The 26368-nt window shown below is 39.2% G+C and carries 21 protein-coding genes; 8 read left to right on the plus strand and 13 right to left on the minus strand.

Annotated elements, in window-relative coordinates; all coding sequences use genetic code 11:
* A partial coding sequence (gene queG, locus ACIQZ2_RS05050; RefSeq protein WP_395767757.1) for a tRNA epoxyqueuosine(34) reductase QueG occupies positions 1–847 on the minus strand: 847 nt, incomplete at its 3' end.
* Between the two features lie 100 nt (positions 848–947).
* On the opposite strand from queG, the gene ACIQZ2_RS05055 reads away from it, so the two are divergent.
* Entirely contained in the window at positions 948–1469 is a 522-nt protein-coding gene (locus tag ACIQZ2_RS05055) for a nucleotide exchange factor GrpE (protein WP_395767758.1), read from the plus strand.
* A 6-nt stretch (positions 1470–1475) separates the two neighbouring features.
* Positions 1476–2636, plus strand: coding sequence for a molecular chaperone DnaJ (gene dnaJ, locus ACIQZ2_RS05060; RefSeq protein WP_395767759.1), 1161 nt, complete (start codon positions 1476–1478; stop codon positions 2634–2636).
* Positions 2637–2788: 152 nt separating this feature from the next.
* On the opposite strand, the gene ACIQZ2_RS05065 is transcribed toward dnaJ, so the two are convergent.
* The 6 genes from ACIQZ2_RS05065 to ACIQZ2_RS05090 form a co-directional block, all read right to left on the minus strand.
* On the minus strand, positions 2789–4270 hold the full coding sequence (locus tag ACIQZ2_RS05065) for an energy transducer TonB (RefSeq protein WP_395767760.1): 1482 nt from the start codon (positions 4268–4270) through the stop codon (positions 2789–2791).
* Between the two features lie 43 nt (positions 4271–4313).
* A complete protein-coding gene (locus ACIQZ2_RS05070; RefSeq protein WP_395767761.1) occupies positions 4314–6410 on the minus strand; it encodes a hypothetical protein in 2097 nt (698 codons plus the stop codon).
* A gap of 18 nt (positions 6411–6428) precedes the next feature.
* Positions 6429–8144 (minus strand): WG repeat-containing protein, encoded by a 1716-nt coding sequence (locus ACIQZ2_RS05075; RefSeq protein ID WP_395767762.1) that lies wholly within the window; start codon positions 8142–8144, stop codon positions 6429–6431.
* A 211-nt stretch (positions 8145–8355) separates the two neighbouring features.
* Positions 8356–11331 carry a protein O-mannosyl-transferase family gene (locus tag ACIQZ2_RS05080; protein ID WP_395767763.1) on the minus strand — a complete coding sequence of 992 codons (2976 nt, stop codon included), beginning with the start codon at positions 11329–11331 and terminating at the stop codon, positions 8356–8358.
* 59 nt (positions 11332–11390) lie between these two features.
* Positions 11391–12416, minus strand: a complete 1026-nt coding sequence (gene pheS / locus ACIQZ2_RS05085) for a phenylalanine--tRNA ligase subunit alpha (RefSeq protein ID WP_395767764.1) — start codon at positions 12414–12416, stop codon at positions 11391–11393.
* Between the two features lie 6 nt (positions 12417–12422).
* Positions 12423–13103 carry a porin family protein gene (locus tag ACIQZ2_RS05090; RefSeq protein ID WP_395767765.1) on the minus strand — a complete coding sequence of 227 codons (681 nt, stop codon included), beginning with the start codon at positions 13101–13103 and terminating at the stop codon, positions 12423–12425.
* A 107-nt stretch (positions 13104–13210) separates the two neighbouring features.
* Here ACIQZ2_RS05090 and radA point away from each other — a divergent pair, with 107 nt between their 5' ends.
* Complete coding sequence (radA, locus tag ACIQZ2_RS05095) at positions 13211–14590, plus strand: DNA repair protein RadA (RefSeq protein WP_395767766.1); 1380 nt, start codon at positions 13211–13213, stop codon at positions 14588–14590.
* Here radA and truA read toward each other — a convergent pair.
* The 5 genes from truA to ACIQZ2_RS05120 all read right to left on the minus strand — a co-directional run bounded on the left by truA (position 14562) and on the right by ACIQZ2_RS05120 (position 21243).
* The gene (gene truA, locus ACIQZ2_RS05100) at positions 14562–15320 is read right to left on the minus strand and encodes a tRNA pseudouridine(38-40) synthase TruA (RefSeq protein WP_395767767.1); all 759 of its coding nucleotides are present in this window, start codon (positions 15318–15320) and stop codon (positions 14562–14564) included. The two genes, radA and truA, sit on opposite strands and share 29 nt — an antisense overlap.
* A 7-nt stretch (positions 15321–15327) precedes the next feature.
* Positions 15328–17559 carry a phosphoribosylformylglycinamidine synthase subunit PurL gene (gene purL / locus ACIQZ2_RS05105; RefSeq protein WP_395767768.1) on the minus strand — a complete coding sequence of 744 codons (2232 nt, stop codon included), beginning with the start codon at positions 17557–17559 and terminating at the stop codon, positions 15328–15330.
* Positions 17560–17982: 423 nt separating this feature from the next.
* Positions 17983–18555: an NTP transferase domain-containing protein gene (locus tag ACIQZ2_RS05110; RefSeq protein WP_395767769.1), complete on the minus strand. Its 573-nt coding sequence runs from the start codon at positions 18553–18555 to the stop codon at positions 17983–17985.
* A complete protein-coding gene (locus ACIQZ2_RS05115) occupies positions 18556–20760 on the minus strand; it encodes a molybdopterin cofactor-binding domain-containing protein (RefSeq protein WP_395767770.1) in 2205 nt (734 codons plus the stop codon). It lies immediately after the preceding gene.
* A gap of 3 nt (positions 20761–20763) precedes the next feature.
* Positions 20764–21243 (minus strand): (2Fe-2S)-binding protein, encoded by a 480-nt coding sequence (locus ACIQZ2_RS05120; protein WP_395767771.1) that lies wholly within the window; start codon positions 21241–21243, stop codon positions 20764–20766.
* 51 nt (positions 21244–21294) lie between these two features.
* Between ACIQZ2_RS05120 and ACIQZ2_RS05125 the strand changes: the two genes are divergently transcribed.
* The 5 genes from ACIQZ2_RS05125 to ACIQZ2_RS05145 are packed head-to-tail and all read left to right on the plus strand — an operon-like array spanning position 21295 to position 25141.
* The gene (locus tag ACIQZ2_RS05125; RefSeq protein ID WP_395767772.1) at positions 21295–22449 is read left to right on the plus strand and encodes an SAM-dependent methyltransferase; all 1155 of its coding nucleotides are present in this window, start codon (positions 21295–21297) and stop codon (positions 22447–22449) included.
* Between the two features lie 41 nt (positions 22450–22490).
* Positions 22491–23162 (plus strand): hypothetical protein, encoded by a 672-nt coding sequence (locus ACIQZ2_RS05130; RefSeq protein ID WP_395767773.1) that lies wholly within the window; start codon positions 22491–22493, stop codon positions 23160–23162.
* A 4-nt stretch (positions 23163–23166) separates the two neighbouring features.
* Positions 23167–23457, plus strand: a complete 291-nt coding sequence (locus ACIQZ2_RS05135) for a hypothetical protein (RefSeq protein ID WP_395767774.1) — start codon at positions 23167–23169, stop codon at positions 23455–23457.
* On the plus strand, positions 23457–23912 hold the full coding sequence (locus tag ACIQZ2_RS05140) for a hypothetical protein (protein ID WP_395767775.1): 456 nt from the start codon (positions 23457–23459) through the stop codon (positions 23910–23912). Before ACIQZ2_RS05135 ends, ACIQZ2_RS05140 begins: the two co-directional genes overlap by 1 nt.
* Positions 23909–25141, plus strand: a complete 1233-nt coding sequence (locus tag ACIQZ2_RS05145; protein ID WP_395767776.1) for a dicarboxylate/amino acid:cation symporter — start codon at positions 23909–23911, stop codon at positions 25139–25141. Before ACIQZ2_RS05140 ends, ACIQZ2_RS05145 begins: the two co-directional genes overlap by 4 nt.
* Here ACIQZ2_RS05145 and ACIQZ2_RS05150 read toward each other — a convergent pair.
* Entirely contained in the window at positions 25134–26357 is a 1224-nt protein-coding gene (locus tag ACIQZ2_RS05150; protein WP_395767777.1) for an ABC transporter permease, read from the minus strand. The two genes, ACIQZ2_RS05145 and ACIQZ2_RS05150, sit on opposite strands and share 8 nt — an antisense overlap.
* Between the last annotated feature and the right edge of the window lie 11 nt (positions 26358–26368).

Here is a 26368-nt window from a genome sequence, read left to right on the forward strand (position 1 = left end):
ATAACACCTCCGACATATCTTCCCAGTCGGCCTTTGTTAATCCAAGCAACTCATGCTTGGGTTCAAAACGAGGATCTGAATGCGCTTTTGAATGTCGATTCCAGGGACACACATCTTGACAAATATCACAGCCAAAAATCCAATCCTCAAACCCCTTATTCAATTCAATCGGCAGATTTTCTTTTAATTCTATGGTAAAATAGGATATACACTTGGAACCATCTACGACATAAGGCGTAATGGCCTCGGTTGGACAGGCATCAATACAACGCGTACAAGTCCCACAAAAATCTTTGATGGGTCCATCAGGCATTGCAGGCAAATCAAGGATTAATTCTGCAATGAAATAAAAACTACCCTGCTTAGGAATAATAAGGTTGGCATTTTTACCGACCCAACCGATTCCCGACTGCCTTGCCCAGGCTTTTTCAAGCACGGGAGCGGAGTCAACAAACATTCTTCCAGATATCTCCCCTACTTCATTTTGCAGATCATCCCAGAGCAATTGCATCTTATCTTTAATAACACGGTGATAATCTTCACCAAAAGCATATTTGGAAACCTTGAAAGAATCAGCCAATGGATGAAAATCTGCAGCGGGAAAGTAATTATAAACCAGCGAGACAACGGTTTGGGCCCCATCAACTAACAATCTGGGGTCTAAACGCTTATCGAAATGATTAGCCATATAGGACATTTCACCATGCATAGCTTCGTTCAGCCATTTCTCTAATTTAGGTGCTTCAGACTCTAAAAAATCGGCCTTTGAAATGCCACAAAAAGCGAAGCCGTGCTGCTGAGCTAAACGTTTAATGACTTGAGCGTTGGAGTAAGCTGTCTGATTCATGTGCCATAAAATTACGAAGGTGCTTGAATTTATGCCAAACTGTCAGAAAATACTTTTTGGTCTATGATTTGTAAAGCCAAAATCGTATTAATTTTGCCTTATGAAAAAGAAAGAGAATAAACAGCCGCTAGCAGATGAAAACCAGCAAGATGTTGTTGTGGAAGCACAAAGTGAGGAAACAATAACGGATGAGCAGGCGGCAACAGATGAGTTGGAAGAAATGAAAAAGAAATACCTGCTACTCTATGCAGATTTCGAAAACTTCAGAAAAAATAAAGCAAAAGAACGCATTGAATTATTACAAACTGCGGCAGCCGGATTAATTACGGATTTATTGCCGAGTATTGATAATTACGAACGTGCGTTAGCTAACGCCCCAGAAGGTGAAATATCAGAGGGGATTCAATTGATATTCAAAGGAATCGTAACGACGCTTCAAAGCAAGGGCTTAAAAGAACTTCCTGCAAAAGGTGAAGTATTCAATGCTGATTTCCACGATTGCATTACACAATACCCGGCACCTTCAGAAGAAGAAAAAGGAAAAGTACTAGATGTGCTTGAAAAAGGATATACGTTACACGATAAAGTCATTCGCTTTGCAAAAGTGGTGGTAGGAAATTAAACAAAAATGGCTCAAAAAAGAGATTATTACGAGGTACTAGGCGTATCAAAGTCGGCAAGCGAAGAGGAAATCAAGAAAGCTTATCGGAAACTTGCTGTAAAGTACCATCCCGATAAAAACCCGGATGACAAAGAATCCGAAGAAAAATTCAAAGAAGCTGCCGAAGCCTACGAAGTATTAAGCAATGGACAAAAGAAGGCCCAGTATGATCGTTTCGGTCATGCAGGTATGGGTGGAGCTGCCGGGGGTGGTTTTGGAGGCCAAGGCATGAACATGGAGGATATTTTCTCGCAGTTCGGCGATATATTTGGTGGAGGGGATGATAGCCCTTTTGGTAATTTCTTTGGTGGTGGTGGCCGAGGAGGGCGTCGTCAACGGAAGGGTACCGATTTGCGCATCAAATTGAAATTAAACCTAGAGGAGATTGCTAACGGTGTAGAAAAGAAAATCAAGGTTAAACGTCATGTAGCGTGTAAGACATGCTCTGGAAATGGTTCTAAAAACGGAACCGATTTAAAGACTTGCGGTACTTGTCAAGGTTCTGGCCAAGTAAAACGTGTTCAGCAAACCATGCTAGGCCAAATGGTAACATCGTCCACCTGCCCTACTTGTTCAGGTGAAGGAAAAAGCGTAGGTGCTAAATGCGACGCATGTTTTGGAGAAGGGCGTATATTGGAAGAAGAAATCATTCCCATCAAAATCCCAGCAGGTGTTTCGAACGATATGCAACTTTCCATGTCAGGCAAAGGAAACGTACCTCCACGCGGTGGCGTGGCAGGTGATTTATTGATCGTGATTGAAGAAGAGGCACACGAAGTATTACACCGAGATGGAAACAACGTTATCTACGATTTGTACGTTAGCTTTGTAGATGCGGCTTTAGGTACTTCGGTAGAGGTTCCAACCATCGGAGGAAAAGCAAAAATCAGTTTAGAAGCAGGAACTCAGAGTGGTAAAATCTTGCGCTTAAAAGGCAAAGGGATCAAGGAATTGAACGGCTATTCGGTAGGCGACCAATTAGTTCATGTAAATATTTGGACACCGAAAGAGGTCAATAAAGAAGAGCGCGAATTATTGGAAAAACTGCGCGACTCTGCCAACTTCGCTCCTCAACCTGGGAAATCGGAAAAAGGATTCTTCCACAAGGTGCGAGATATGTTTTCTTAGACGTTGGAAGTTGGACTTTTGATTGTAGAGACGCGATACTTCGCGTCTTTTTTTTGCCCTTTTGCCATGTTTAATTCTGAACACGGGATTAACACTTTCAAAAACATCCAAGTCAATTAGACGCGAGGTATCGCGAAATGATTAGTGTTTATCTATTCAGACAAAACAAAAGTAATAGGCTGGGTAAATCGAGAGCGAACAATGCGACCTGATTGCTTACCTGGTGTCCATCTTGGTACCGCCTTAATTATACGCATTGCTTCTTCATCACAACCAAATCCTACCGATTTTAATACTTCAAGATCCTCAATAGTACCATCTGTATTCACAACAAATTGAACATATACCTTACCTCCTACATTAGCACGCTGGGCCGCAGCAGGATAACGAAGATTTCTCTGCAAAAAAGCACCAAAAGCGCGAGGTCCTCCAGGAAATTCGGCTGGTTGTTCAACGGAAGTAAAGACTTCATTCGAATTCGTTAATGATTGATTACTCCCAGAAACATTTGAGCCAATTGCTGCCAAATCATCATTTAATAATGCCCCTAGTTCAGGTGATATTTCAGGTTCGGAAGACACAGGACTATCGTCTGTAATAGCAGGAAAAACATTCATGGACTGAATTTGAAAGTTAATTCTATTGGAGGAGCTATATCCGCTCGAACAGTTTAAACTTTGTTTACTTTCTGATATACTACTCTTCAATACCAACTTCAAATTAACTTCGCGATCACCATTTAATCTACTAACGAGACCTCTAGCTATACTAGGATCAATTTTATACGTAATAGTACCTACATTATCTAATTGCCTAAATTCCTTCCATGTTTTATACCGCTCAGTGGGTGAACCAAAATATCCACTAGCAATTTCATCCCGATCATCACCAAAATCGATAGACACATTGAAAGGCAAATTTACCATCGTTTGAGAAAAATCACTCAAATACAAAACGCGTAAAGGAAAACTATTGGATTGAAAATCATAGGCACCCAAAGTGCCACGAAGTGTCACATAATAGTCTTTTTTTTGATTAATCGTTTGATACTTATTTTGACTTAGCTGGTTGATTTTATTTTGAATAAAATCCTGTTTTTGAAATTCATCACTCCAGGTATAGTTTGCAGAAGACTCATTTAACAAATCAGAAAAAAAACAATTCAATTGACTTAACGATATGGAATTAAAGTTTGAGAACAAGGATAGGAATTCAGCACTTGATAGGCTAAACTCTGCTGGCATTAAGGAAATCTCATCGTATTTTGAAACAGCTTTTACATCAAGTAAATAATACTCATCTTCTTCATATCCATTTTGCCTAATTCGATTAACACAATAAACGATATCTTCTGAAAGCATTTCCAAAGGAAAAAGCTGCATTTTTTTTGAACGAACAACGGGATGTTTTCTATCATTTTGGCCCAAAAAAACTATTCCATTGTAAAAAATAGATTCAATTTCGTTATTAGAAGCATTAATCTCCCGAATTATTTGAGGCTTGGTAAATATGGGCGTTTTTGAGCTGATTAATTCCTTAAAATCAATAGGAACGCTTTTTTTGGCAAAGCTAGAAAATGCTATAGTGGTAATACTTATAAGTGCTACAATAAAACGAATAAAAGCTTTGGACATAGGAATTAAATAGTTAGGATTGCGAATGGTCTAGGCTAGTTAATTACAACTGTATTTTCAATCGATTCAGCGAAATAGGGAAATCCCTAACCTTCTTACGGAAATTACTACCTCTGTTGACATTTTTAACGCCATTGACAAATGCCGACAAGAAGTCTCCTACATAAATAGAAGCTGAAATCGAAGCAAATCCAATCGAGGCATAGTTAAAGTTATTTGCAGATTCATAATACATATCACTATCCGTTTTATTGGTAGCATTCAAATAATTCTGATATTCAGAATCCGAATAAACTTTAGCGCCATATGATAATGCACTCGTCAAAATAAACCAGGTTAGGCGATTCCAACCTTTCTCACCATAAGATGTTCTCAGCGTACCTAAACCGGGAATAACCAAAGAAAGGAATGCATTCATAGGACCTCTTGCACCACCAAATCGAGATAAGGTATAATAAGAATTTAGCTCATTATCAATTGTAACATCCTTTACAGAAAATACATACTTTCCATAAAGCGCGTTCTTATTGACAAAATTTGCCGCAACTTCATCCCCCTTGAATTCGGATTCATTTAATGCGATTGAACTATATTTATCAAAAGTCAGTTGGCGTGTATTCCAATTAATATCTACCGACTTTTCATAATTTGATGAAACATAAAATCGATTAATTTTTGACGGTTGTAACGAAAGCAAAGAGGCATCATTTGTCAATGTTTTCACAAAGTCTCTGTTTGAAACACGCTTGTAATTCAAATTAGAAAAATTGGACCCCAGTGTATCAAAGCTCATTTGCATTTTAAATGCGATGTCTCCTGAACTTTTGGCATTTACAATAGATGTTAAGCTATTAGAAAGTTTATTGGTATAATCAGCTACTTCAGAAGGATTGGTTTCCTTGTAATTATACACATAGTACTTTCTTGTTTCAAATACAGCTGCAAGCTCCCTTAAATCGGAATATTTCTTACTCTCAACTGCATTGTTTGGCACTAATGAGAAAATTTCTTGCTGCGCCTTTAATGCAGAATTGAAATCATTATTTTTTTCAGCGATGCCAACAATTTGACGAAGAGAAGTCAACTTTTGAGCCGTGATTTTTGAATTCAATTCGGTGATTTTCGAAGTTACGCCACTTGATTCACCATAATCTTGAACGATTTGCTTAAAAATTAATAAAGCTGCTTGGTAATCTCCTTTCGCTTCCAAATCCCTTGCTTGAGCACTCAATTTAGATAACTCAAACTCTATTTGAAGCGATTTAATCGCTTCCAATTTTTCCATTAATGTACCATTATCATCATCTCTATGTGTTATTAAATAAGTAGAAATGCGATCTCTGGCAGCTTGGTAATCTTTCTTTTCAAGAATCCCATCCACTTCTGCAATAAAAATGTCCATTTTCGTTGATTGAACTTTGGCTTCTATGCTTATCCGATTGGGATTTATATTATCCGAACTGCGTTTATTTTTAGCGTCAATAATGCCCAGTAAGTCGTTAGCAGAATTATACTGTCGCGCAACTATGAATGCATTTACTCTTGCAAAATCCTTTTCGATTTCATCTGCAAAATCAATTTTTTGGCGCTCCATCTCTACATACTTCTTTTTTGCTTTGGCTACCTCTTTATCCAGTACCAACTTCTCATAAATCAGTATTGAGTAATCATTCACCCCCCCATCAAATTCAACATTGCTTTTATTAACTAATTGGCGGAATTCAATCGTAGTTAGTGGATTAATTTTCACTCGCTGAATTAAGAAATTATCCACTTGTTCTGATTGAAATACCAAACCGCGGTTGGAAGAAAGACGACTAAACAAATAATTAAAGCAATCTTTATTCCCATTGACAATGACAATATTCTTGAAGCCCGGTTTAAAAAATAAAAATATACTATTATCCGTGTTCTTTCCCCAAGTTATCATCTTGTAATCAATGGGGTAACCAAAATACTGAACATCTACTTCGGTAGCAGAAGTTGTAACTTCCCATTCTTCATTTATCAAAAAACTAGAAATCTCAGAAACTGTACTCCGATGCATCTTGAGCAATTGGAAATCTTCGAAGCAATAACTCTGACCAAACGTGAGATATGGAATCAAAAAAGTTACTAAAATCAATAAATACTTTTTCATAATTAATCAATTAACGTATTAATATGCCGAAGCCGTATCGACTTCCGCATAATCATCAGCTACTGCCGCTGTATCAGAAGATGCATAGCGATCATAATTTGAAGATGAACTGCTACTTTCTTGATAGGCAAATAAATCCATCTTCAAGTGTTTTTTCTTAATTACAGCAACGAGAATTTTCTCGTAATCTAGCTTACGAATTAACAATAAGGTATTTTTATCGAGCTCATAGACCTTGTTATTTTCAGAACTTTTGGGATTCAAAGTCCCGCTATACTTTGCAGATACTAATGACATCACAGACTCCGCACGACCGATAGCATCTCCTTTCAACTGGATAACGACTTGGTATAACCAAGGTTTCTCATTGTAAAGTGGTATGTATTTCTGAGACGTATACCAGCCTTCAATGATTTCTTTATATTCCCCCATCTTTAAAAAATCAGCATAATAATCAACCGTAAAATTTTTACTCAGAACTAATCCTGTGATAATTGGTAATTGATTAGAATACAAATTAATATTCTCGCGATCTAATTTATACGAGATAATCAAATCATTTAACGATGAACTGAATGTGTCTCCATTAAATCCTCCATTCCCATCTGGTTTTAAAAAATCAATTAATTTACCTGTATCAAGGTAGTCTGTTGGCACCCCCATATTCATTGGTCGCTTTGATGGAAACATAACATCAATATGAACATCATCGAATTGCGGGTTTATGACAAACTTCCCTTCACCATCAATGAAACCAAATTTTTCTCCTGACCTTACCGCCGCAATTTTACCGATAAATGCGTAGGCCATTTCAAATTGAGGATTGATTTTAAAACTGCCTTCCTTATCAATGTATCCATACGTTTTTCCAGAAAGGATTGGCGCTAAACCATTATATACAAACTGTGAAAAATCTTCAAATTGTGGATTAATCAAAATTTTGCCTGTCTTATCAATCCAACCCAATTTGTTCTCCATACGAAATCCGAACATGCCATTACAATTATCATTTAAATACTCATATTGAGGATTAATGACAAATTCGCCTTCCTTGTTAATGACGCCATATTTATCATTTTTACCCAAAACCACGCATAAATCTTCATGAAAGGTAAATGATTCCAAAAGTACTGAACCCCCAAATTGATAATTCATTACGAGCTTCCCCGTTTTATCAATAAACCCAACATCGCCTTTTTCATTCGATACTGCACAAAGACCTTGAGAAAAATAGCCTACGCTATGAAATTGAGGCGTTATAACCACCTCTCCCGATTTATTTACAAAACCATATAAGTTCTTATCATTAGAAAATGCCGCTAAGCCTTCGTTAAAAGTATAAACGTAAGTAGCTGATTTTAATTCAGTAATGACTTCTCCTTTTGTATTTATCAACTGAGGATGAGAAAGTGTAGAGGTTACCCATGCTAAACCTTCACTGAATGAAGTAGCAAACTTATACGTGGGTTTGATGATAAATTGGCCCTCTTTATTGATAAATCCATATTTCCCGTCCGGACCATCTTCCTTAACTAAAGCCAAATCATCATAAAACAAATTAGCTTCAGCAAATTGTGGGTTAATAATATAATTGCCTTTTTTATTTATATAACCCCATTTAGAATCACTCTTTACCGGAATCAATTCGTACTTATCTTTAAAGTTAAATAAATAACAAGACGTGAATAATTGCAGAAAAGAAAAAATGACAATACCAATTAACCTATATTTCATAATCTGAAGATTGATTTTGAGAAATAAAAAAGAAACTAACTACAAAATTAATACATTTAATCTATTTGATTGTAAAGAAACTAAATTAGTAAAGTAGTAAAATGACCGTTAAATAATTTTTCATTCCTTAATAATGGAAAAGACTAACAAAAAAAACAGATTGGATTCTTACGATTCCAATCTGTTTCCAAATTAAAAGTCATTCAACATATTAATTGAGCCGCTCTTTCCACTTGGTAAACTTGGACACAATTGCCTCGTATTTGCTTGATGGAATGCCAGACTCTGTCAAAGAAGCTGAAATAATATTCATCTCATAATAGGCAATTTGAATATCTCGATCATGCGAACGCAGGCCTCCCGATAAATAATAGTCCAAAACTTTATCGTTACGATCCATCATCGTTTTAGCTATAGCCAAAGCCTTTGAAGTATCCCCCAGCTCTAAGTATAAACTAACCATATTCGCAGAAAATTGATCATAAGGTATAACCTTATCGGGCATTACAGTCTCCACATGATTCAATACCTTCATTGCCAACTTAGTATCCCCTTCTCGAATTAATTGATCTGCCAACCGATACGAATTCAAGCGTAAAGTCACACTTGGAATTCCCATGTAAAAATCACCATGGTAATAAATCTTCTCATCATTTAATCCACGCCAATACATTTTGTTCAACATATTATCCGCCATGATTTTTGAATTGACAAAACCGTCTTTCGCTCCCGGAATCTTAAATGGCATCAAACGAAACGCATATCCCTCTAATTGCATACTCTCTTTCAAGCCCAAATATTGATCACCTGGCAAGGTTGACGCAAAATATATAGGCCTCTTCCATCCATTCATCGCATTATTTGAAATAATTTCCAATTGAATTAATTCCCCTTTGAAAATATTTTTCGCTGGTAATTTCCAGCCTAATTGACCCGACAAGAAACCAACAAACTCCTTAGGAAACCATTTTGAAGAAGCTATTTGCGCAATATTTATAGGTATATACAACGAATCAGATGGGAAAGTATTAATCATTTCACCACTCTGTGTTTGAGCTTGAATCGATGGATCATCCCGATGTAATAAATCCAAATAAGCAGGTAAAGGCATTGCTTTAATTTTATCACTCTCATTGTACATGATTTGATCATTCACCCCTTCCAAAAACTGATCTTTAGTCAAACTTATCGGAAGCGCCTCCGATTCGTAAGTCTTACGCTTCATTTGATCTATATACCAGTCCGTCCCCAATAAAGAAAGGTTACACACCCGAACATCCGTCCGGAAACCCTCTACCTCCTGAACATACCACAATGGGAATGTATCATTATCACCACCGGTAAATAAAATTGCATTAGGTGCACATGAATTCAATAAGTTTTTAGCAAAGTCAATTTGGTGATAACGGCCACTGCGATCATGATCATCCCAGTTTTGTTGGGCCAAAATAGCAGGGGCAGAAAAACTTAATACCACCAATAATCCCCAACGAACTTGTGGAGATTTAATCAATTTCGTCAGCCACTCTGCCAACTGCATAACACCTAATCCTGCCCAAATAGCTAAGAAATAAAAAGAACCCACATAAATGTAATCGCGCTCGCGCGGCTCTGCCGGTGGTGAATTTAAATACACAGCCAATGCAACACCCGACAAGACAAACATCATTATGGTTACCAAAAAGTCTTTCTCATTTTTACGATAAAGCAGATAAAAACCTAATAAGACCAAAATTATAGGCAAATAATAGTAATTATTTCGAGCCTTGTTGTTCTTTAATACATCGGGCATTTGAGAGGTATCTTCAAATGGATTCGAAATCGCATAAGCTCCTTCTAAATCATTCTCCCGTCCCACAAAATTCCAAAGCAAATAACGCGTGTACATATTGCCCAACTGGTGTGTAAACATGAAACGTAAATTGTCTCCAAAACTTGGCTTCTGACCTGCCGGAATGCCCAACATGTCTTGATACATTTGAATATGAGAACCTGAATTACTCCAAACACGCGGCAATAACATTTGTTGGTCCTTCTGGTAAACATACTCCGGCTTATTCGTGTAGACTACATACTTGTCACCTTTCATCTTGTAAACATCTTCCCCTTGCTTAAAATCCTCTACTTGCGCAGTATAAACGGGACCGTATAACAAAGAACGGGAACCATATTGCTCACGTTTTAAGTATTTTAAAAAGTTTAAGATGTTACTTGGATCATTCTCATTAATCGGCGGATTGTAACCCGAACGCACCAAAGCCACGGTGTAGGTGGAATACCCAATCAACAAAAAGACAAAGGAGAATAAAGCCATATTCAACAATAATTTCCCATGTGTGTAGGAATAGCGAATACCAAAAATCACCGCGGCCAACAAACAAATTAAGAAGAAAATCGCCCCTGAACCATATCCCATTCCGAGGTTATTCACGAATTGCAATTCAAACCAAAATGCTACTGATGGTAATCCCGGAATAACTCCAGAATTAATAATGCCCAAAATAAATAAACCTACCAAAACGGCTACAAAACCACCTTTATAGGTCGGCTTGTCTTCTTTCTTAAAATACCACAACAAAGCCAATGCCGGCAGCGTAACTAAGTTTAATAAGTGAACTCCAATGGATAAACCCACTAAATAAGCAATAAACAAAATCCAACGATTAGCCTTAGCTTCATCCTCTACTAACTCCCACTTGAAAGCAGCCCACACAACAATAGCAGTAAAGAAAGATGACATGGCATAAACTTCTGCCTCAACAGCTGAGAACCAGAAAGAATCCGAAAACGCGTAAACCAAGGAGCCAACAGCACCAGAAAGAAGTAAAATACTACCCTCAGAATTTGAAAGCGCAGAAAATGGTTTTTTTATCACCTTCCGACCGATCATCACAATAGTCCAATGCATAAATAAAATGGTAAATGCACTGGAAACTACGGACATCATGTTAATCCAAAAAGCAACCCTAGTAACATCGCCTAAGGCAAGAAATGAGAACATCCGCCCTATCAATAAGAAAAGTGGTGCACCAGGCGGGTGAGGAACCTGCAACTTATAGGCACACGCGATAAACTCACCACAATCCCAAAAAGAAGCGGTAGGCTCGACAGTTAGCGTATAAGTCACTAATGAAATAAGAAAAACAATCCAACCAACTAGGTTATTATTGCGTTGAAAATTCTGCATAATTTGAAATTAAAACTCAAAGAAAATAGATTGAAATCAATCTGTCAGGTTAATAATTGTTAATTAAATTGGCGTAAAAAACGTACGTCGTTTTCCGTAAACAAACGGAGGTCTTTAATCTGGTATTTGAGCATGGTTATACGCTCAATTCCCATACCAAAGGCAAATCCAGAATACTTTTTGGAATCAATTCCTACATTTTCTAAAACTTGCGGATCTACCATGCCAGCCCCTCCAATCTCTACCCAACCCGCTTGCTTACAAACATTACAGCCCTCGCCTTTACACAATAAACAGGTGATATCCATTTCAGCACTCGGCTCTGTAAAAGGGAAATAAGATGGTCGAAATCGAACTTTCGTATCTTTCCCAAACATCTCTTTTGCAAAATGATATAAACTATCTTTCAAATCCTTGAAACTTACATCTTCATCCACATACAAGCCTTCAACTTGATGAAATAAACAATGCGCACGTGCTGAAATAGCTTCGTTGCGAAAAACACGACCCGGCATGATGGAACGAATAGGTGGTTTTTGGTATTGCATCAAACGAACTTGAACATTTGAGGTATGCGTACGTAAAAGCACATCATCTTGAATCTCACCCTTGCCTTTTTCAATGAAAAAAGTATCCTGCATTTCGCGCGCCGGATGATTCGGAGGAAAATTTAACGCCGTAAAATTATAAAAATCAGTTTCAATCTCAGGACCATCTGATACCGAAAAACCCATGCGGTTAAAAATCTCTAAAATACGAGCACGAACAATCGTTAAAGGATGCATGGACCCCTGATTGATTGGGTCCGTAATGGTTAAATCATCTGGTACATTTACCGACGAGTCCCCACCAGCAAAAGATTCCTGAGCTAAGGCAAATTTTCCTTCTGCTAAATTTTTTAGCGCATTTAATGCTTGTCCCACTTCCCGACGACTCTCCGCTGGAACATCTTTCAAGCCATCAAACAATGCTGCCAAACGACCTTTTCTGCCTACAAAAGCTATTCTAAACTGCTCTAATTCAGCCTCATTGCTAATTAAAAATGATTCTACTTCTTCTTGAATCGCTTGTATCTGCTCGTTCATAAAAAATTATAAAATTTTCTTACCCAAAGTTACTTGCCACAAGGACGCTTTCTGAGAAAAATTAACCCCTTCCGGAATTGGAATTGTTCTTGACAAATCTGTAATATTACCTTCATAGCGTATATCAAGCGTAAATCCCAGTAAATCTATCCCACCTCCGGCCGTATATGAGAAGTAAGCTTGCGAAACCGCATCCTTTACTGTAGGAAATTTTTCTCGAATCGCCTGCGCGATAGATCCACTCGAAGCAATGCTGTAAGATGCAACGGGACCAGCCATTACATGCAATGGCCCTAAGCGATAACCCAACATAATTGGCAAATCGATACTTGAATAATTAATATCCAGTTGTAGGCTACCGGTACTGACCGATTTGGGAAGATTAATTGAACCGTTTTTGTAGGAAACCAAAAACTCAGGCTGAACAAAAACTTTACGCCCCAAGCGCATGTAAATTCCACCAACATACCCTGTCTTACCTTTCAAATTTTCATCAACAACATATCCTATGCCCCGGTAGGTTAAACCCTCGGTTTTGAGTTCTGTTAAATTAACTCCACCCTTAATACCCAGGCGAAAAAAATTACCAGTAACCATACGAACTGGGGTTAAGCCTTGAGCAGACAAACTTGTTGCACATAAACTCAATGTGACTAGAATTAAGGCAAAACGAAAAAGCTTGATCATATTTCAGTATAGATTTGTCAATGAAATAGTAAAATTATCCTTTTTAAACCGAAAAAAAAGAAAAAACCAACGAAAAGCGTATTTTTGAAGCCTAATTAAATTTACCTGTGGCTAAAGCTAAAACTTCCTTTTTCTGTCAATCCTGTGGTCACCAAGCACCCAAATGGTTGGGCAAATGTCCCTCTTGTAATGAATGGAACACCTTTGTTGAAGAATTAGTTGAAATTAGCTCCCACCCTGCCGAGGTTTGGAAGACCCCTTCACAGGCTCGAAGTAAACCACAACCCAAATTATTACAAGACGTCGACTTCGAAAGCCTGCCCAAAATTGCTTGTAACGATTCAGAATTCAGTCGGGTTCTTGGTGGAGGAATTGTTCCCGGAAGTCTCGTTTTAATCGGCGGTGAACCGGGTATTGGAAAATCTACACTCCTATTACAAGTTGCTCTTTCCTTATCCGATACCAAAGTTCTCTACGTGACTGGGGAGGAATCGGAACAACAAATTAAATTACGCGCTGACCGACTAGAAAAGAAATCAGATAGCTTATATATCTTAACGGAAACGAACACCCAAGCGATTTTCAAACATTTGGTAGACTTAGAACCTGAATTAATCATCGTAGATTCTATTCAGACACTATTCTCTGACCAAATCGAATCAGGCCCTGGTTCCGTTTCTCAAATTAGAGAATGTGCCTTAGAGCTCATGCGTTTCGCCAAAGAATCCAATACTCCAATATTTTTAGTTGGCCATATCACCAAAGAAGGATCCATCGCCGGTCCTAAAGTGCTTGAACACTTAGTGGATACCGTCCTTCAATTTGAAGGGGACCGACACATGATTTACCGCATTCTTCGTACCACTAAGAACCGTTTTGGTAGTACATCTGAATTAGGGATTTATGAAATGTTAGGCTCTGGTCTCCGCGCCGTAACTAATCCTTCCGAAATCTTACTTTCTCAACGAGATGAACCTGCATCTGGTGTTGCGATAGGAACTTTAATGGAAGGGAATCGTCCCTTGCTAGTTGAAATACAGTCTTTAGTATCCACAACTTCTTACGGAACGGCACAAAGAACAGCTAATGGCTATGACGGGAAACGCTTAAACATGCTCTTAGCCGTCATCGAAAAACGAGGTGGCTATAAATTAAGTTCGCAAGATGTGTTTTTAAATATAACCGGAGGAATTCGGGTAGACGATCCAGCACTTGATTTGGCTACATGCCTATCGGTCGTTTCTTCGTATGAAGATAAAATCATCGACTCTTCCAAATGCTTTGCGGCAGAGGTGGGTTTAGGGGGCGAATTACGTTCGGTGACCCGCATAGACCAACGAATCGCTGAAGCAGAAAAATTGGGTTTCAAAGAAATCTGGATTTCGAAATACAATTTGAAAGGTTTGAATTACAAACCAAAGAGCATTCAGATTAAATCGGCTGCCAGCTTAATGGATGTCATCCTGAGCATCTGGCGCCAAAACTAGCTTCTGGATAAGCAACATTTACGAGATGTAAGCCGTGTGCAGGTACTGACCTACCTGCTTCTTGTCGGCTTTTCGATTCCAAAATTTGCTTTAGATTTTCAGCTGTCCATTTACCCATCCCTATTTCCAAAAGTGTTCCCACAATCGCTCTAACCATGCCGCGTAAGAACCGATTCCCTTCAATGGTAAATATCAAATTATCCCCCTGCACTTCCCAAAAAGCCCGCATAATGGTACAATCAAAGGTCGTTACCTCTGTTTTGACTTTTGAAAAACATTGAAAATCAGTATGACTCAAAAGCAATTTAGCCGCCTCATTCATGGCGGCAACATCTAAATCCGCCTCATACCAATACGCAAAATCACGTAAAAAAGGATCTTTATGACGCGTAATCCGGTATTCATAAGTACGTGAAGTCGCATCAAAACGCGCATGAAAATCATCAGCTACCGCAAAAATAGCTTGCGCAGTTAAAGCATGCGAAAGCATCCGATTCAAACGGTAAATAAGATTACTGTCGATAGGCATGGTGGTATCAAAATGAGCGATTTGATGCGCTGCATGTACACCCGTATCCGTCCGACCACTTCCTGTGATGGAAATTAATTCCCCCAATAAAAGACTTAAATTTTCCTCTAATTCCGCCTGCACACTATGGGCATTCGGTTGGATCTGATATCCATGAAACGAGCCGCCATCATAAGCGAATTGCAGTGCATAGCGGCTCATCTTGAAATTATTTTGTTAAAGCGGTTTCTAAAGCTGTGAAATAAGAACCAGAAGCCTTCGCTAATGAACTTACCACTTGGCTATCTACCACCATATCAGTACCTTTTACTGTACCCAATTGCGAAGATTTAATAGCTAAACCGGCTAAATGTGCCTCAAAAGCAGCTTTTTTCGCAGGTGAAACTGATACAATTACTCGCGATTGCGCTTCCCCAAACCACATCGCATCCTGACGAATACCTGCATCTGACTTCACATCAAATCCTAATCCACGTGGGAACGCTGATTCAGCTAAGGTCACTAACACACCACCATCTGACACATCATGTGCGGATTGGATTAATTTTGCTTCAATTAATTGGGAGATACCTTTTTGAACCAATTGTTCCGTAGGCAAATCAAAATGTGGCGCCGGAGACGCCTTTACCTTGCGATATGAGTATAAAAACTCAGACGACGCGATGTCATTCACAGACTCCCCTACCAAGTATACCAAATCTCCTTCTGCTTTGAAATCCAAGGTCATTTTATTCTCAGGTTTCTCCAAAATACCTAACATTCCGATGGTTGGCGTAGGGAACACCGGACCTTCATCCGATGATTGATTATAGAAACTTACGTTACCACCTGTTACCGGCGTTTCGAATGCCTCACACGCCTTCTTCATTCCTTTGATCGCACCCACAAATTGCCAGTAAACTTCTGGTACGTACGGATTACCAAAATTCAGGCAGTTGGTAATCGCCACAGGCAAACCGCCCGAGCAAACAATGTTACGTGCCGCCTCCGCAACGGCCATCGCACAACCTTCTTCAGGATCGGCATTTACATAGCGAGAGTTACAATCCACGGTAATCACTATAGACTTATCAGAACCATGTACCTTTACTACACCTGCATCCGAAGGAGCATTGGTATTGCGATTCGCCCGACCGATCGATGAATCATATTGCTCAGCTACCCACTTCTTCGAAACGATGTTCGGGTGATTCATTAAAAAATCCAAAGCCTTTGGCAATTCTGCCGCGGGAATATCTTGTACTTTATTAATGTCAAATTTCTTGAATTCTTGGAAGTAAGCAGGCTCCTTGTATTCGCGGTGATAAACTGGAGCGCCTCCACCCAAAACCAAATCATCTGCAGGAACATCCGCTACGAGCACACCATCTTGGTAGAATTCCAAACGTTTGGTATCCGTTACGGTACCAATTTGCTCACAATTCAAATCCCACTTATCAAAAATCTTTTTCGCTTCGCCTTCACGTCCTTTTTCAACGACAATCAACATACGCTCTTGCGACTCCGATAATAGAATCTCAAAAGGCTTCATATTCGCTTGGCGCGTAGGTACTTTAGAAAGATCGATGATCATTCCATGCTCTCCTTTGGCCGACATTTCAGATGTTGAACAGATAATACCTGCTGCCCCCATATCCTGAATACCGATCACGCAACCTGCTTCGATAATCTCTAAGGTAGCCTCTAATAATAATTTCTCTTGAAAAGGATCACCTACCTGAACAGCAGGCAATTTTTCTGATGATTTGGAAGTAATATCCTCCGAAGCAAAACTAGCCCCACCAATTCCATCCTTACCCGTCGCAGAACCTACGATAAATACCCCATTGCCCACACCGTATGAAATAGCAGAAGCTTGGGTACCAACCTTTAAAATACCTGCCGAAAAGGCATTTACAAGTGGATTAACATTATAACAATCGTCAAACTGAACTTCTCCACCGACCGTTGGGATACCAAACGCATTCCCATAGTCTCCAATTCCTTTCACAACACCTTTCACCAACCATTTGGTTTTTGCCAAATCGATGTTACCAAAACGCAACGAATTCAACTGGGCAATGGGACGTGCACCCATCGTGAAAATATCACGGTTGATACCACCCACACCCGTGGCCGCACCTTGATATGGTTCTAAAGCGGAAGGGTGATTATGGGATTCTATTTTGAAAGCACAGCCTAAGCCATCACCTAGGTCAACAAGACCCGCATTTTCTTCACCGGCTTTCGCCAACATTCGGGGAGAATCTTTCGGTAAGGTCTTTAACCAAACAATGGAGTTTTTGTAACTACAATGTTCTGACCACATGACAGAGAAAATGGATAACTCCGTAAAATTCGGCTTACGACCTAATATTTCCTGAATACGATCGTATTCTTCTGGTAATAAACCCAATTTCTTGGCTGTTTCTACGGTTGGTAGGCTTTCGTTAGATTCCACGCTAATATGTTAATTGATAAATGTTGTTGCATCGACGCAAGAAGCGACAAAGGTAATAAATTTCGAGTAGGGTAGCGAAAAAATATGTGGTAAAAATCTTATTTAGTAGACATGCGTTCATTGGATTTTGTGCAGACGCGATACCTCGCGTCTTTTAGACGCTGGACGTTAGACGCTGGAAGTTGAATCGGCGTGAAAACGCCTCAAACTTTGGCAATCCTAAAAGGTTTGCCAAAGAAAAAAGACGCCACAACTGGATAATTTAGAGACGCGATACCTCGCGTATGTTAGACGCTGGACGTTGAATCGGCGTGAAAACGCCTCAAACTTTGGCAATCCTAAAAGATTTAACAAAGAAAAAAGACGCGAAGTATCGCGTCTCTACAGTCTAAAGTCAAATGGCTGACGTCTAGCGTCTAATTCTCATATCCCCCAATACTTTCGATCCTCTGGAATATCCACATCCCTGAATTTATCTGAGAAGTGAACAATTTCACAAAGCATGGGATTTTGACGCCAAAACTTACCTAATCCTTGGTCGCCACTCCAATGATTAAACAATGGTCGCAAGGCTTTTGGTATCAATACGGGAGGTGAATTTACTCCTTGAAATGAAGCAACAATTGCTCGATCGGGATTCGCCAAGGAAGTTAAGTTCTTCAGATGTGAAGTTGTCAGAAAAGGAAGGTCACATAATAGAACCAATACATCTCGAGAAATATCGACCGATTTAAGTCCTACAGCAAGCGACTCTCCCATCCCTTTTTCCCAATTTTCAACTTGAACAAAGTTCAAGCCGGGAAACTCTTTCTGTAGATTTTCAATTATTCGGACGGATTGATCTACTTCAGCCCCTAGGCAAACCAAAACCTCTTGGCAAACAGAGAATGCCAAACGTATAGATCGCTCCAAAAGGCTTTGACCCTGATAAACCAATAATTGTTTTGCTTCACCTAAACGAGACGAGGCCCCGGCAGCTAGAATTAATCCTTCCATTTAAATTGAATTTAAATCAAAAGGTAAGGTTCTAATTCTTTTACCTGTTGCAAGGAAAATAGCATTACACAAAGCAGGTGCTATTGGTGGAAGGCCTGGTTCTCCTACGCCACCTGGTTCCTCTTCGCTTTCCATGACATATACCGTTGCTGGAGGCACTTCACCCTGACGTAATACCGCATAATCATGAAAATTACTCTGATCAGTCTTCCCATGTGAGCGTGTAATCTGATTTAAAATAGTGGCAGAAAGCCCATATACCAAATTACTCTCCACTTGAGCTTTTATGTTATCACTGTTTAAAGGGAACCCGCAGTCAATAACTGAATAAACTTGCTTGATTTTAACACCGGCACCTTGCTTCTCAACTTCAAATGCATGTGCTACAATACTTCCGAACGATTTAGCGATAGCAATACCGATAGCCTTTCCTTGCTTTCGTTTAGCAGCATAATCCGAAATCTCCGCTAATTTAGTTAGCACTGCTATAAAACGTGGCGAATCACGCAATAGGTGTAAACGTAATGCCAATGGGTCTTTTTCACCTTCAGAGGCCAATTCATCAATGAAGGATTCTTGCGCAAATACGTTGGTAGATGCATAAACAGATCTCCACCACAAAACAGGCATTTGAGGATCTACCCAAGAAAATGAATTTCTTCTTGCTGGGAAAGCATAAGGACTATCCGCAACACTGATCCCCTCTCCTGCCCAAGGATCAGGATTACTTCGCATATCCGCTTTGAAAACAGAGGCCATGATGGATGCTCCATTTAACCGATGTTCAAAAGCTACTATATTTCCATCTTTATCTAATCCGCCTTGCATAGCTGAAATCATACCCGGACGATATGGACCTTGCTGAATATCATCTTCTCGTGTCCAAATAACTTTAACAGGCGCATTCACCTGACGCGATATATTAGCCGCTTCCATGACAAAATCAAAAACGGCTTTTCTACCAAAAGCACCGCCCAAGAAGGTAACATTAACTTTTATATTTTCGCGTTTCACGCCTAAATAAGTAGCTAAATCATTGACCAAGCCATCAGGTCCTTGAACGGGTGCCCAAACTTCTACCTTATCACCCTGTACATAAACCGTAGCATTACATGGCTCCATGGGGGCATGTGACATAAAAGGCGTTTGGTAAGTTCCTTGAATCTTATAATCAGAAAGCTGCAAAGCTTTAGCAAAGTCACCAACTTTATCTTCTTTGTATTCATTACCCGCTAGCATCGCTGCCGACTTCGCCTGATTAAAATATTGTTCCGTCGACGTCTCTCCAAAACCGAGCGAATTCCATTCAATTTGAACTTCTTTTGTCGCTTTCACCGCAGACCAATACGATTCAGCCACAACAGCTACGGCTTCCGACTTTGCACGTAATTTTTGATCATAACCGCGATTATCAACAAATGGGCCATGGTAAAATACACGCTCCGTTTTTAACACAAATCGAACTCCATTCACCGCCATAGCCTTGTCTGCTTGGAAGCTTGATACCTTTCCGTAAATGTTAGGCGCATGTATTATACTCGCATATAACATACCAGGCAATTGTACATCCATACCAAAAATCGCTGTACCGTCAACCTTTGAAGGCACATCAGGTCTTTTAGATGGCTTTCCGATTTGATTAAACTCCGTAAAGGGCTTTAATTTTGGTTTTTGCGGAACAGGTAGTTGAGAGGCATCAGCAACAAGTTCCCCATAGCTTAACTGAGCTTTCGTTTGATTATTGATTACCATGCCATTATGTGTGGCACATAGGCTCGGATCAACTTTCCAACGATTAGCCGCTGCTTTTACCAACATTTCACGAACTGCAGCTCCAGCGGTACGCATGGGAATCCATCTCGTCCGAACGGAAGATGAACCGCCAGAAAGTTGGGAACCAAAACGATCTGAACCGTCCGTCATTTGGATTTCTACTTGATCTAATTGAATATCCAATTCCTCAGCTATCAACATCGGGAGTGCTTGATAGGTCCCTTGTCCCATATCAGGTCGAGGGTTAAATATTGTTACTTTACCGGACTCATTGATGATGATATACGGGTTTATTTCGATACCGGCAGCGGTAGTCGTAAATTTCTGTAAAGTGGCATGAGCCTCCCCTTTCGAAGAAAAACCCAAAGCTAAGATGAATGCGGATTGTGAACTGATGCGTAAAAAATCACGACGGGATGTTTGCGTTTTCATAGCTTAGGATTTTTTAGCGTTTTGAATCTTTTTTGCTGCGGCATGAATGGCTTGTCGCATCCGAGGATAGGTACCACACCGACAAATATTACCGGCCATGGCATTATCGATATCTTCGTCGGAGGGATTCGTATTCGATGCGAGCAAAGCAGAAGCGGCTAATATTTGACCTGACTGACAATAGCCGCATTGCGGAACCTGTGCTTCAATCCATGCTTCTTGAACCGGGTGAGATGCCTTTTCAGAAAGTCCTTCTATAGTCGTTATTTTATCAGTTGACTTTATAGTAGAAATAGGCGTTGAACAAGAACGAACCGGATTACCATTCAATAAAACGGTGCAAGCGCCACAAAGACCCATCCCACAACCAAATTTTGTACCTGTAAATCTGATCACATCACGAATGACCCAAAGTAATGGGGTATCTGAATCCACATCTACGCGATGTTTTTTCTTATTAACAGTTACTTGATAAATCGACATAAGAATATATTTATACAACTAAATTTACAATAAACATTCTATTTTTGTTACATGCTTCAACCTGATGAAATAAAATTTATTCAAGAACACGTACAGCAAGAAGCGAGTAGGTTAGCACTTTCGGCCAAAAAATATCCTAATCTAGACATCAAAAAACTCGCTGGGCAGATACAAGCCAGGCAGAAGTTGGCAGCTAAAATGCCGCGTTGGACAAGTAATAAAGAAGTATTTTTCCCTCAAAAAATTTCCTTAGAACAGGCTTCTTCAGAAGCGACAGCACGATTCAAAGCTGAGTTGGTCAAGGGTAAACTTATTGATATTACGGGTGGTATGGGCGTAGATGCGTGGGCCTTTGCTCAAACATGTGAGGAGGTCACCTATGTGGAACAACAGGAAGAACTGGCTCAACAGGCGCAATACAATCATTCCATACTAGGTCTAAAAAACGTAACGCACAAAATAGGTAACGGATTAGCGCAATTGAATTCGAGTTATGATTGGATTTATGTGGACCCAGCTCGTCGAGACGAGCAAGGGAATAAAGTGATTTTATTCAAAGATTGTCAACCAAATGTATTGGATATTTTAACATATACTGAAAACAGCCACATATTAATCAAAACCAGTCCTGTATTGGATATACAAAGGGCAATACAAGAATTAGGTGGCGTGGAAAAAGTATATGTAATAGCCTATCAAAATGAAGTAAAAGAACTACTCTTTATCAAAACCAATCAGTCAAGTTTAGATCCGCTCATTGACGTCATTGAATTAGCATTTTCTAGTCCGTCGATTTTCAGTGGTACCTTATCCGCGGAGAAACAAGCCATGATGCACCTAAATAAAGTAGGCAAATATGTATATGAGGCCCATCCTGCTATTTTGAAAGCTGGGTTTTTTAAACTCTTGCAAAGAGATAACCTATGGCAGTTAGGACAACACACACACCTTTATTCATCAAATGAGTTACTCAGCAATTTCCCAGGCAGGCGGTTTGAATGCATAAATTCGGGGTCGGTGCAACGCGCATGGTTACTTCCGCATCTTGTTGACTTACGCATAAATATCAGCACAAAGAACTTTCCGTTGAAACCTGATGCGTTACGAAAAAAACTGAAGTTAAAAGATGGAGGAGAACTCACGCTTTTTGCCATTCTGAATAAAGAAGAAAAAAATGAGCTCCTCTTGTGCAAAAAATGTACTTAAAGATTTAACTTTGCCCATTGCATTCAACAAATAATCGATCTATGAAAAGTTTCATTTTCGCTTTTGTATTTACTATTTCATTAGCTCCCGTATTTGGTCAGGTGTTTACTGGTATGGACGAAATTGAAAAAGCAAAAAAAGAGGGTTTCTATACCTATATCAATTCAGATGAAAAATACGTCGTTGAGTCTTGGAAAAACTACTTAAAGAAATTTGGGAAGGCAGAAGCAGGCCGTGGAGGAACAATCAATGTATATCAAGCCAAAATCTCAGATATTTCAAATGGAACACTAACGCTTTTATCGAAAATAAGTGAAGAAAAAAACAAAACTAAATTGTTTGTTTCAATAGCAACTGGCCCGGATACCTACATACAAAATGGACATGAAAACTATCGGGATGCAAGTGATTGGTTAGAACAATTTGTTAAAATTATCAACTTAGAGGAAAACGTACGTACGGAGGAAAAGGCTTTAAATGAGTTAATTTCTGCTAAAACAAAAAATCAAAAAGCGGCGGAGCGCTTAGTCCGAGAATTAGATTCAAATAAGCGCCAAACCGAATTATTGGTTAAAAAATTAGAAGAAGCCAAAATCGAAAAAGAACAAATTCTTGCAAATCAAGAACAGAATAAGTTGGATCAAAAGGCGAATGAAGAAGCCATAATCCAACAAGCTCAAAAATTTGAGGAAGCAAAGAAAAAAGTCAATTAAGGTAATGAAGAAAGTAAGTTTTATTCTGTTTATATATTGTGCACCTCTCTTGTTTAGCAATTTTGGCTTAGTAGAATATTCTGTTTTGCATCCTAAGAGTAAAACAGTTCAGGCAGATTCGGTACAACGCCAACAAAAACCGGCCAACTTATACCAAGCATCTGAAGCAAAAAACGAATCTGCTCAGGACGAAGAACGTAATTCAGAATCCAATCCAGCGAGTTGGAGCCAATACATTGTATTAGGCTTTAAGGCCATTGTCGGATTTTTTATTCAAATTTTGGCACATTTTTAATGCCAAATTTCATCGTTTCTTGTCGGGTTTCGGCCTCCATGTCGCATGTATGGAGTGTTTTTGATGAGCGCTTATTAGCGAAACTTGCTCCACCCTTTCCCATTGCCCGTATCATCCGATTTGATGGATGCCAGGCCCATGATGAGGTAATCATTGAACTTGATTTTATCATCTACAAAACTCAATGGAAATCTGTAATTACATCTTATATGGCAGATTCAACGTCGCACATTTTTGTGGATGAGGGTACTCGGGTTCCATTCGGAATTAAACAATGGCGACATGAGCACAGAATTGAGTACATAAATCCATCAAAGAGTGTCATAATTGATAAAATTCAATTTCAAACAGACTACAAACTTTTAGATTGGCTATTATTTCCCTTTATTTGGGGAATGATTGCTTACCGCATTCCGCTTTATAAAAAGCTTTTACATCAACCTAAAACCTTATGAAACTAAGTTTAACCCATAAAATCATTATCGGATTCATCCTTGGACTTGTGTTAGGTGAGTTCCTATTTATCACGCTTTCACCGGAGGCTAGCCATGATATTGCCAGCAAAGTTCAAGTAATTTCAAAAATTTTCTTGCGCTTGATCAAAATGATTGTTGGCCCATTAGTCTTCTGTACTTTAGTGGTAGGCATCGCAAAATTAGGTGATTTTAAGGCGGTTGGACGCATTGGGATAAAAACCATCGGGTACTTTTATTTTGCAACTATTCTATCATTGGTAACGGGATTGGTGGTAGTCAATGTAACCCAACCCGGAAGTTTGCAGAGTTGGCCTAAACCAAGTGCAGGTACAGAAACGGGAATTGATGCAAGTAAAACCAAAAGTTTAGAAGAATTTATTCTACACATATTTCCAGATAGTTTTTTCAAGGCTTTAGCAGAAAACGAAATCCTTCAAATTGTTATTTTTTCGCTATTTTTTGGAGTTGCTTTAGGTTCTATAGGCGAAACAGGGAAACGTTTAATTCATGTAATCGAAAACTTAGCCGAAGTCGTGTTTAAAATGGTCAACTATGTCATGGAGGTTGCGCCCTATGCCGTATTTGCTGCAATGACGACAGTTGTAGCCAACAAAGGGTTAAGCATATTAATTAGCTATGGTTACTTAATGATTTGTTTCATGGGCGGATTGTTGTTCTTTACAACGGTCATTCTTTGGATTATCGCAGCAGTAAACGGAATAAATTATTGGAAACTACTTAAGGAACTGAAAGAAGCCTTGTTAATTTCATTCTCTACGGCCAGTTCAGAAGCATCTTTTCCACAAACAATTGCTGCTTTAGAAAAATTTGGTTGTAGTCGGCGAATCGTGGGATTTGTTTTGCCATTAGGATATAGTTTCAATTTGGATGGCTCCATGTTGTATATGACTTTTGCAACAGGCTTTATTGCTCAAGCATATGGGGTTCATTTAAGTATGGAACAACAAATTACCATGTTGTTAACCTTAATGATTACATCCAAAGGTATAGCCGGCGTTCCAAGGGCTTCTTTGGTTATTATCGCGGGAACATTGACAATGTTTAACTTACCAGCGGAAGGGATTGCCTTATTACTTGGTGTTGATCCATTTTTAGATATGGGTAGAACGGTTACATCGGTAGCTGGCAATGGCGTAGCCACTTGTGTCGTTTCGAAGTGGGAAGGAGAATTCAACCCAACTACTTAATATCAAAAGTTAATTGGACTGCTTTGCGAGCAGGGAAAATTGAGGCAATAAAAGTGATTATAACGACGGCTAAACCGGTCCATACAAAATCCATGGGATCCATTTGAATTGGATAAGCATCAATTAATGCATTGGGAATTCCCAAGGAAACAATCCCAAATTGCTGTTGGGCCCATGCCAAACTAAATCCCAAAAACATACCAACTAAAGCACCAGAAAAGCTGATTAAAAGACCTAAATAAAGGAAACTTCGGAGCAATTGACCCGGTTTAATTCCTAAAGCCATAAGGGAACGAAGATCTTTTCGTTTTTCAATTACGAGAAGAGATAACGAATAGAAAAGCGTGAAAGAAGCAATTCCCATTACAAAAGCCATAATCAGGAATACGAAGAGCTTTTCAATTTTAATGGCTTTCAACAGTAAGGCATGTTGTTCATCGCGCGTTTGTATCACAAAATCTTTACCTAATAATTGAGTTAATTGACCCTTAACTTTCACATCATTGGCCTTCGCATCCAATATAATTTCGTAAGCGGAACGGAGGCCAGGCCTGTCCATCAAACCTTCCATCCAAGTTAAAGGAACAATCACGGTTTGATTGTCAAAGTTTTGCTCCACTTCTAATACTGCAGAAGGAAAAAATACTTGACTTCGGATGGTATTTTCAGAAAGGGCAAATCGGCGTAAACGGTTATGATCTGGATACCAAGCTTGGATAGGCTCTACGGTATTTTCAAAACTCATGCCCATGCCTAAAAATACGCCAATCCCAACCATAGCGAATGCATTCGTGGAATCCCCAAGATAGTAATCACCTTCCACCACTTGATTTTTCAGTCGATTAGCCGCTAGAAACGTTGAATCAACTCCTTTGAATCGAACGACTAATTGCTTTTGATTGAAACGCAAAAGGCCTTGATCTTCTAAGACAGGGTTAACAAATTGGATACCAGAAATAGCTCGAATTTCATTTAATTGTTGATTTGTCAACTGAAAAGCTTGCTGTTCAGAGGACATAATACGCAAATCGGGATCAAAGGTTTTGAATAAACCTTTTTGAAAACTTTCTAATCCGTTGAACACCGAAAGTATCAGAATGAGCGCCATCACTTCGACGCCCACACTAATCATGGAAATGCGCGAGATGAGGGAGATAAAACTCGCCTTACTTTTTGAAAAAAAATACCTTTTTGCAATAAATAAGGATAGATTCACGGGAAACGCTA

Source organism: Aquirufa sp., assembly GCF_044342065.1.
GTDB lineage: Bacteria > Bacteroidota > Bacteroidia > Cytophagales > Spirosomataceae > Aquirufa.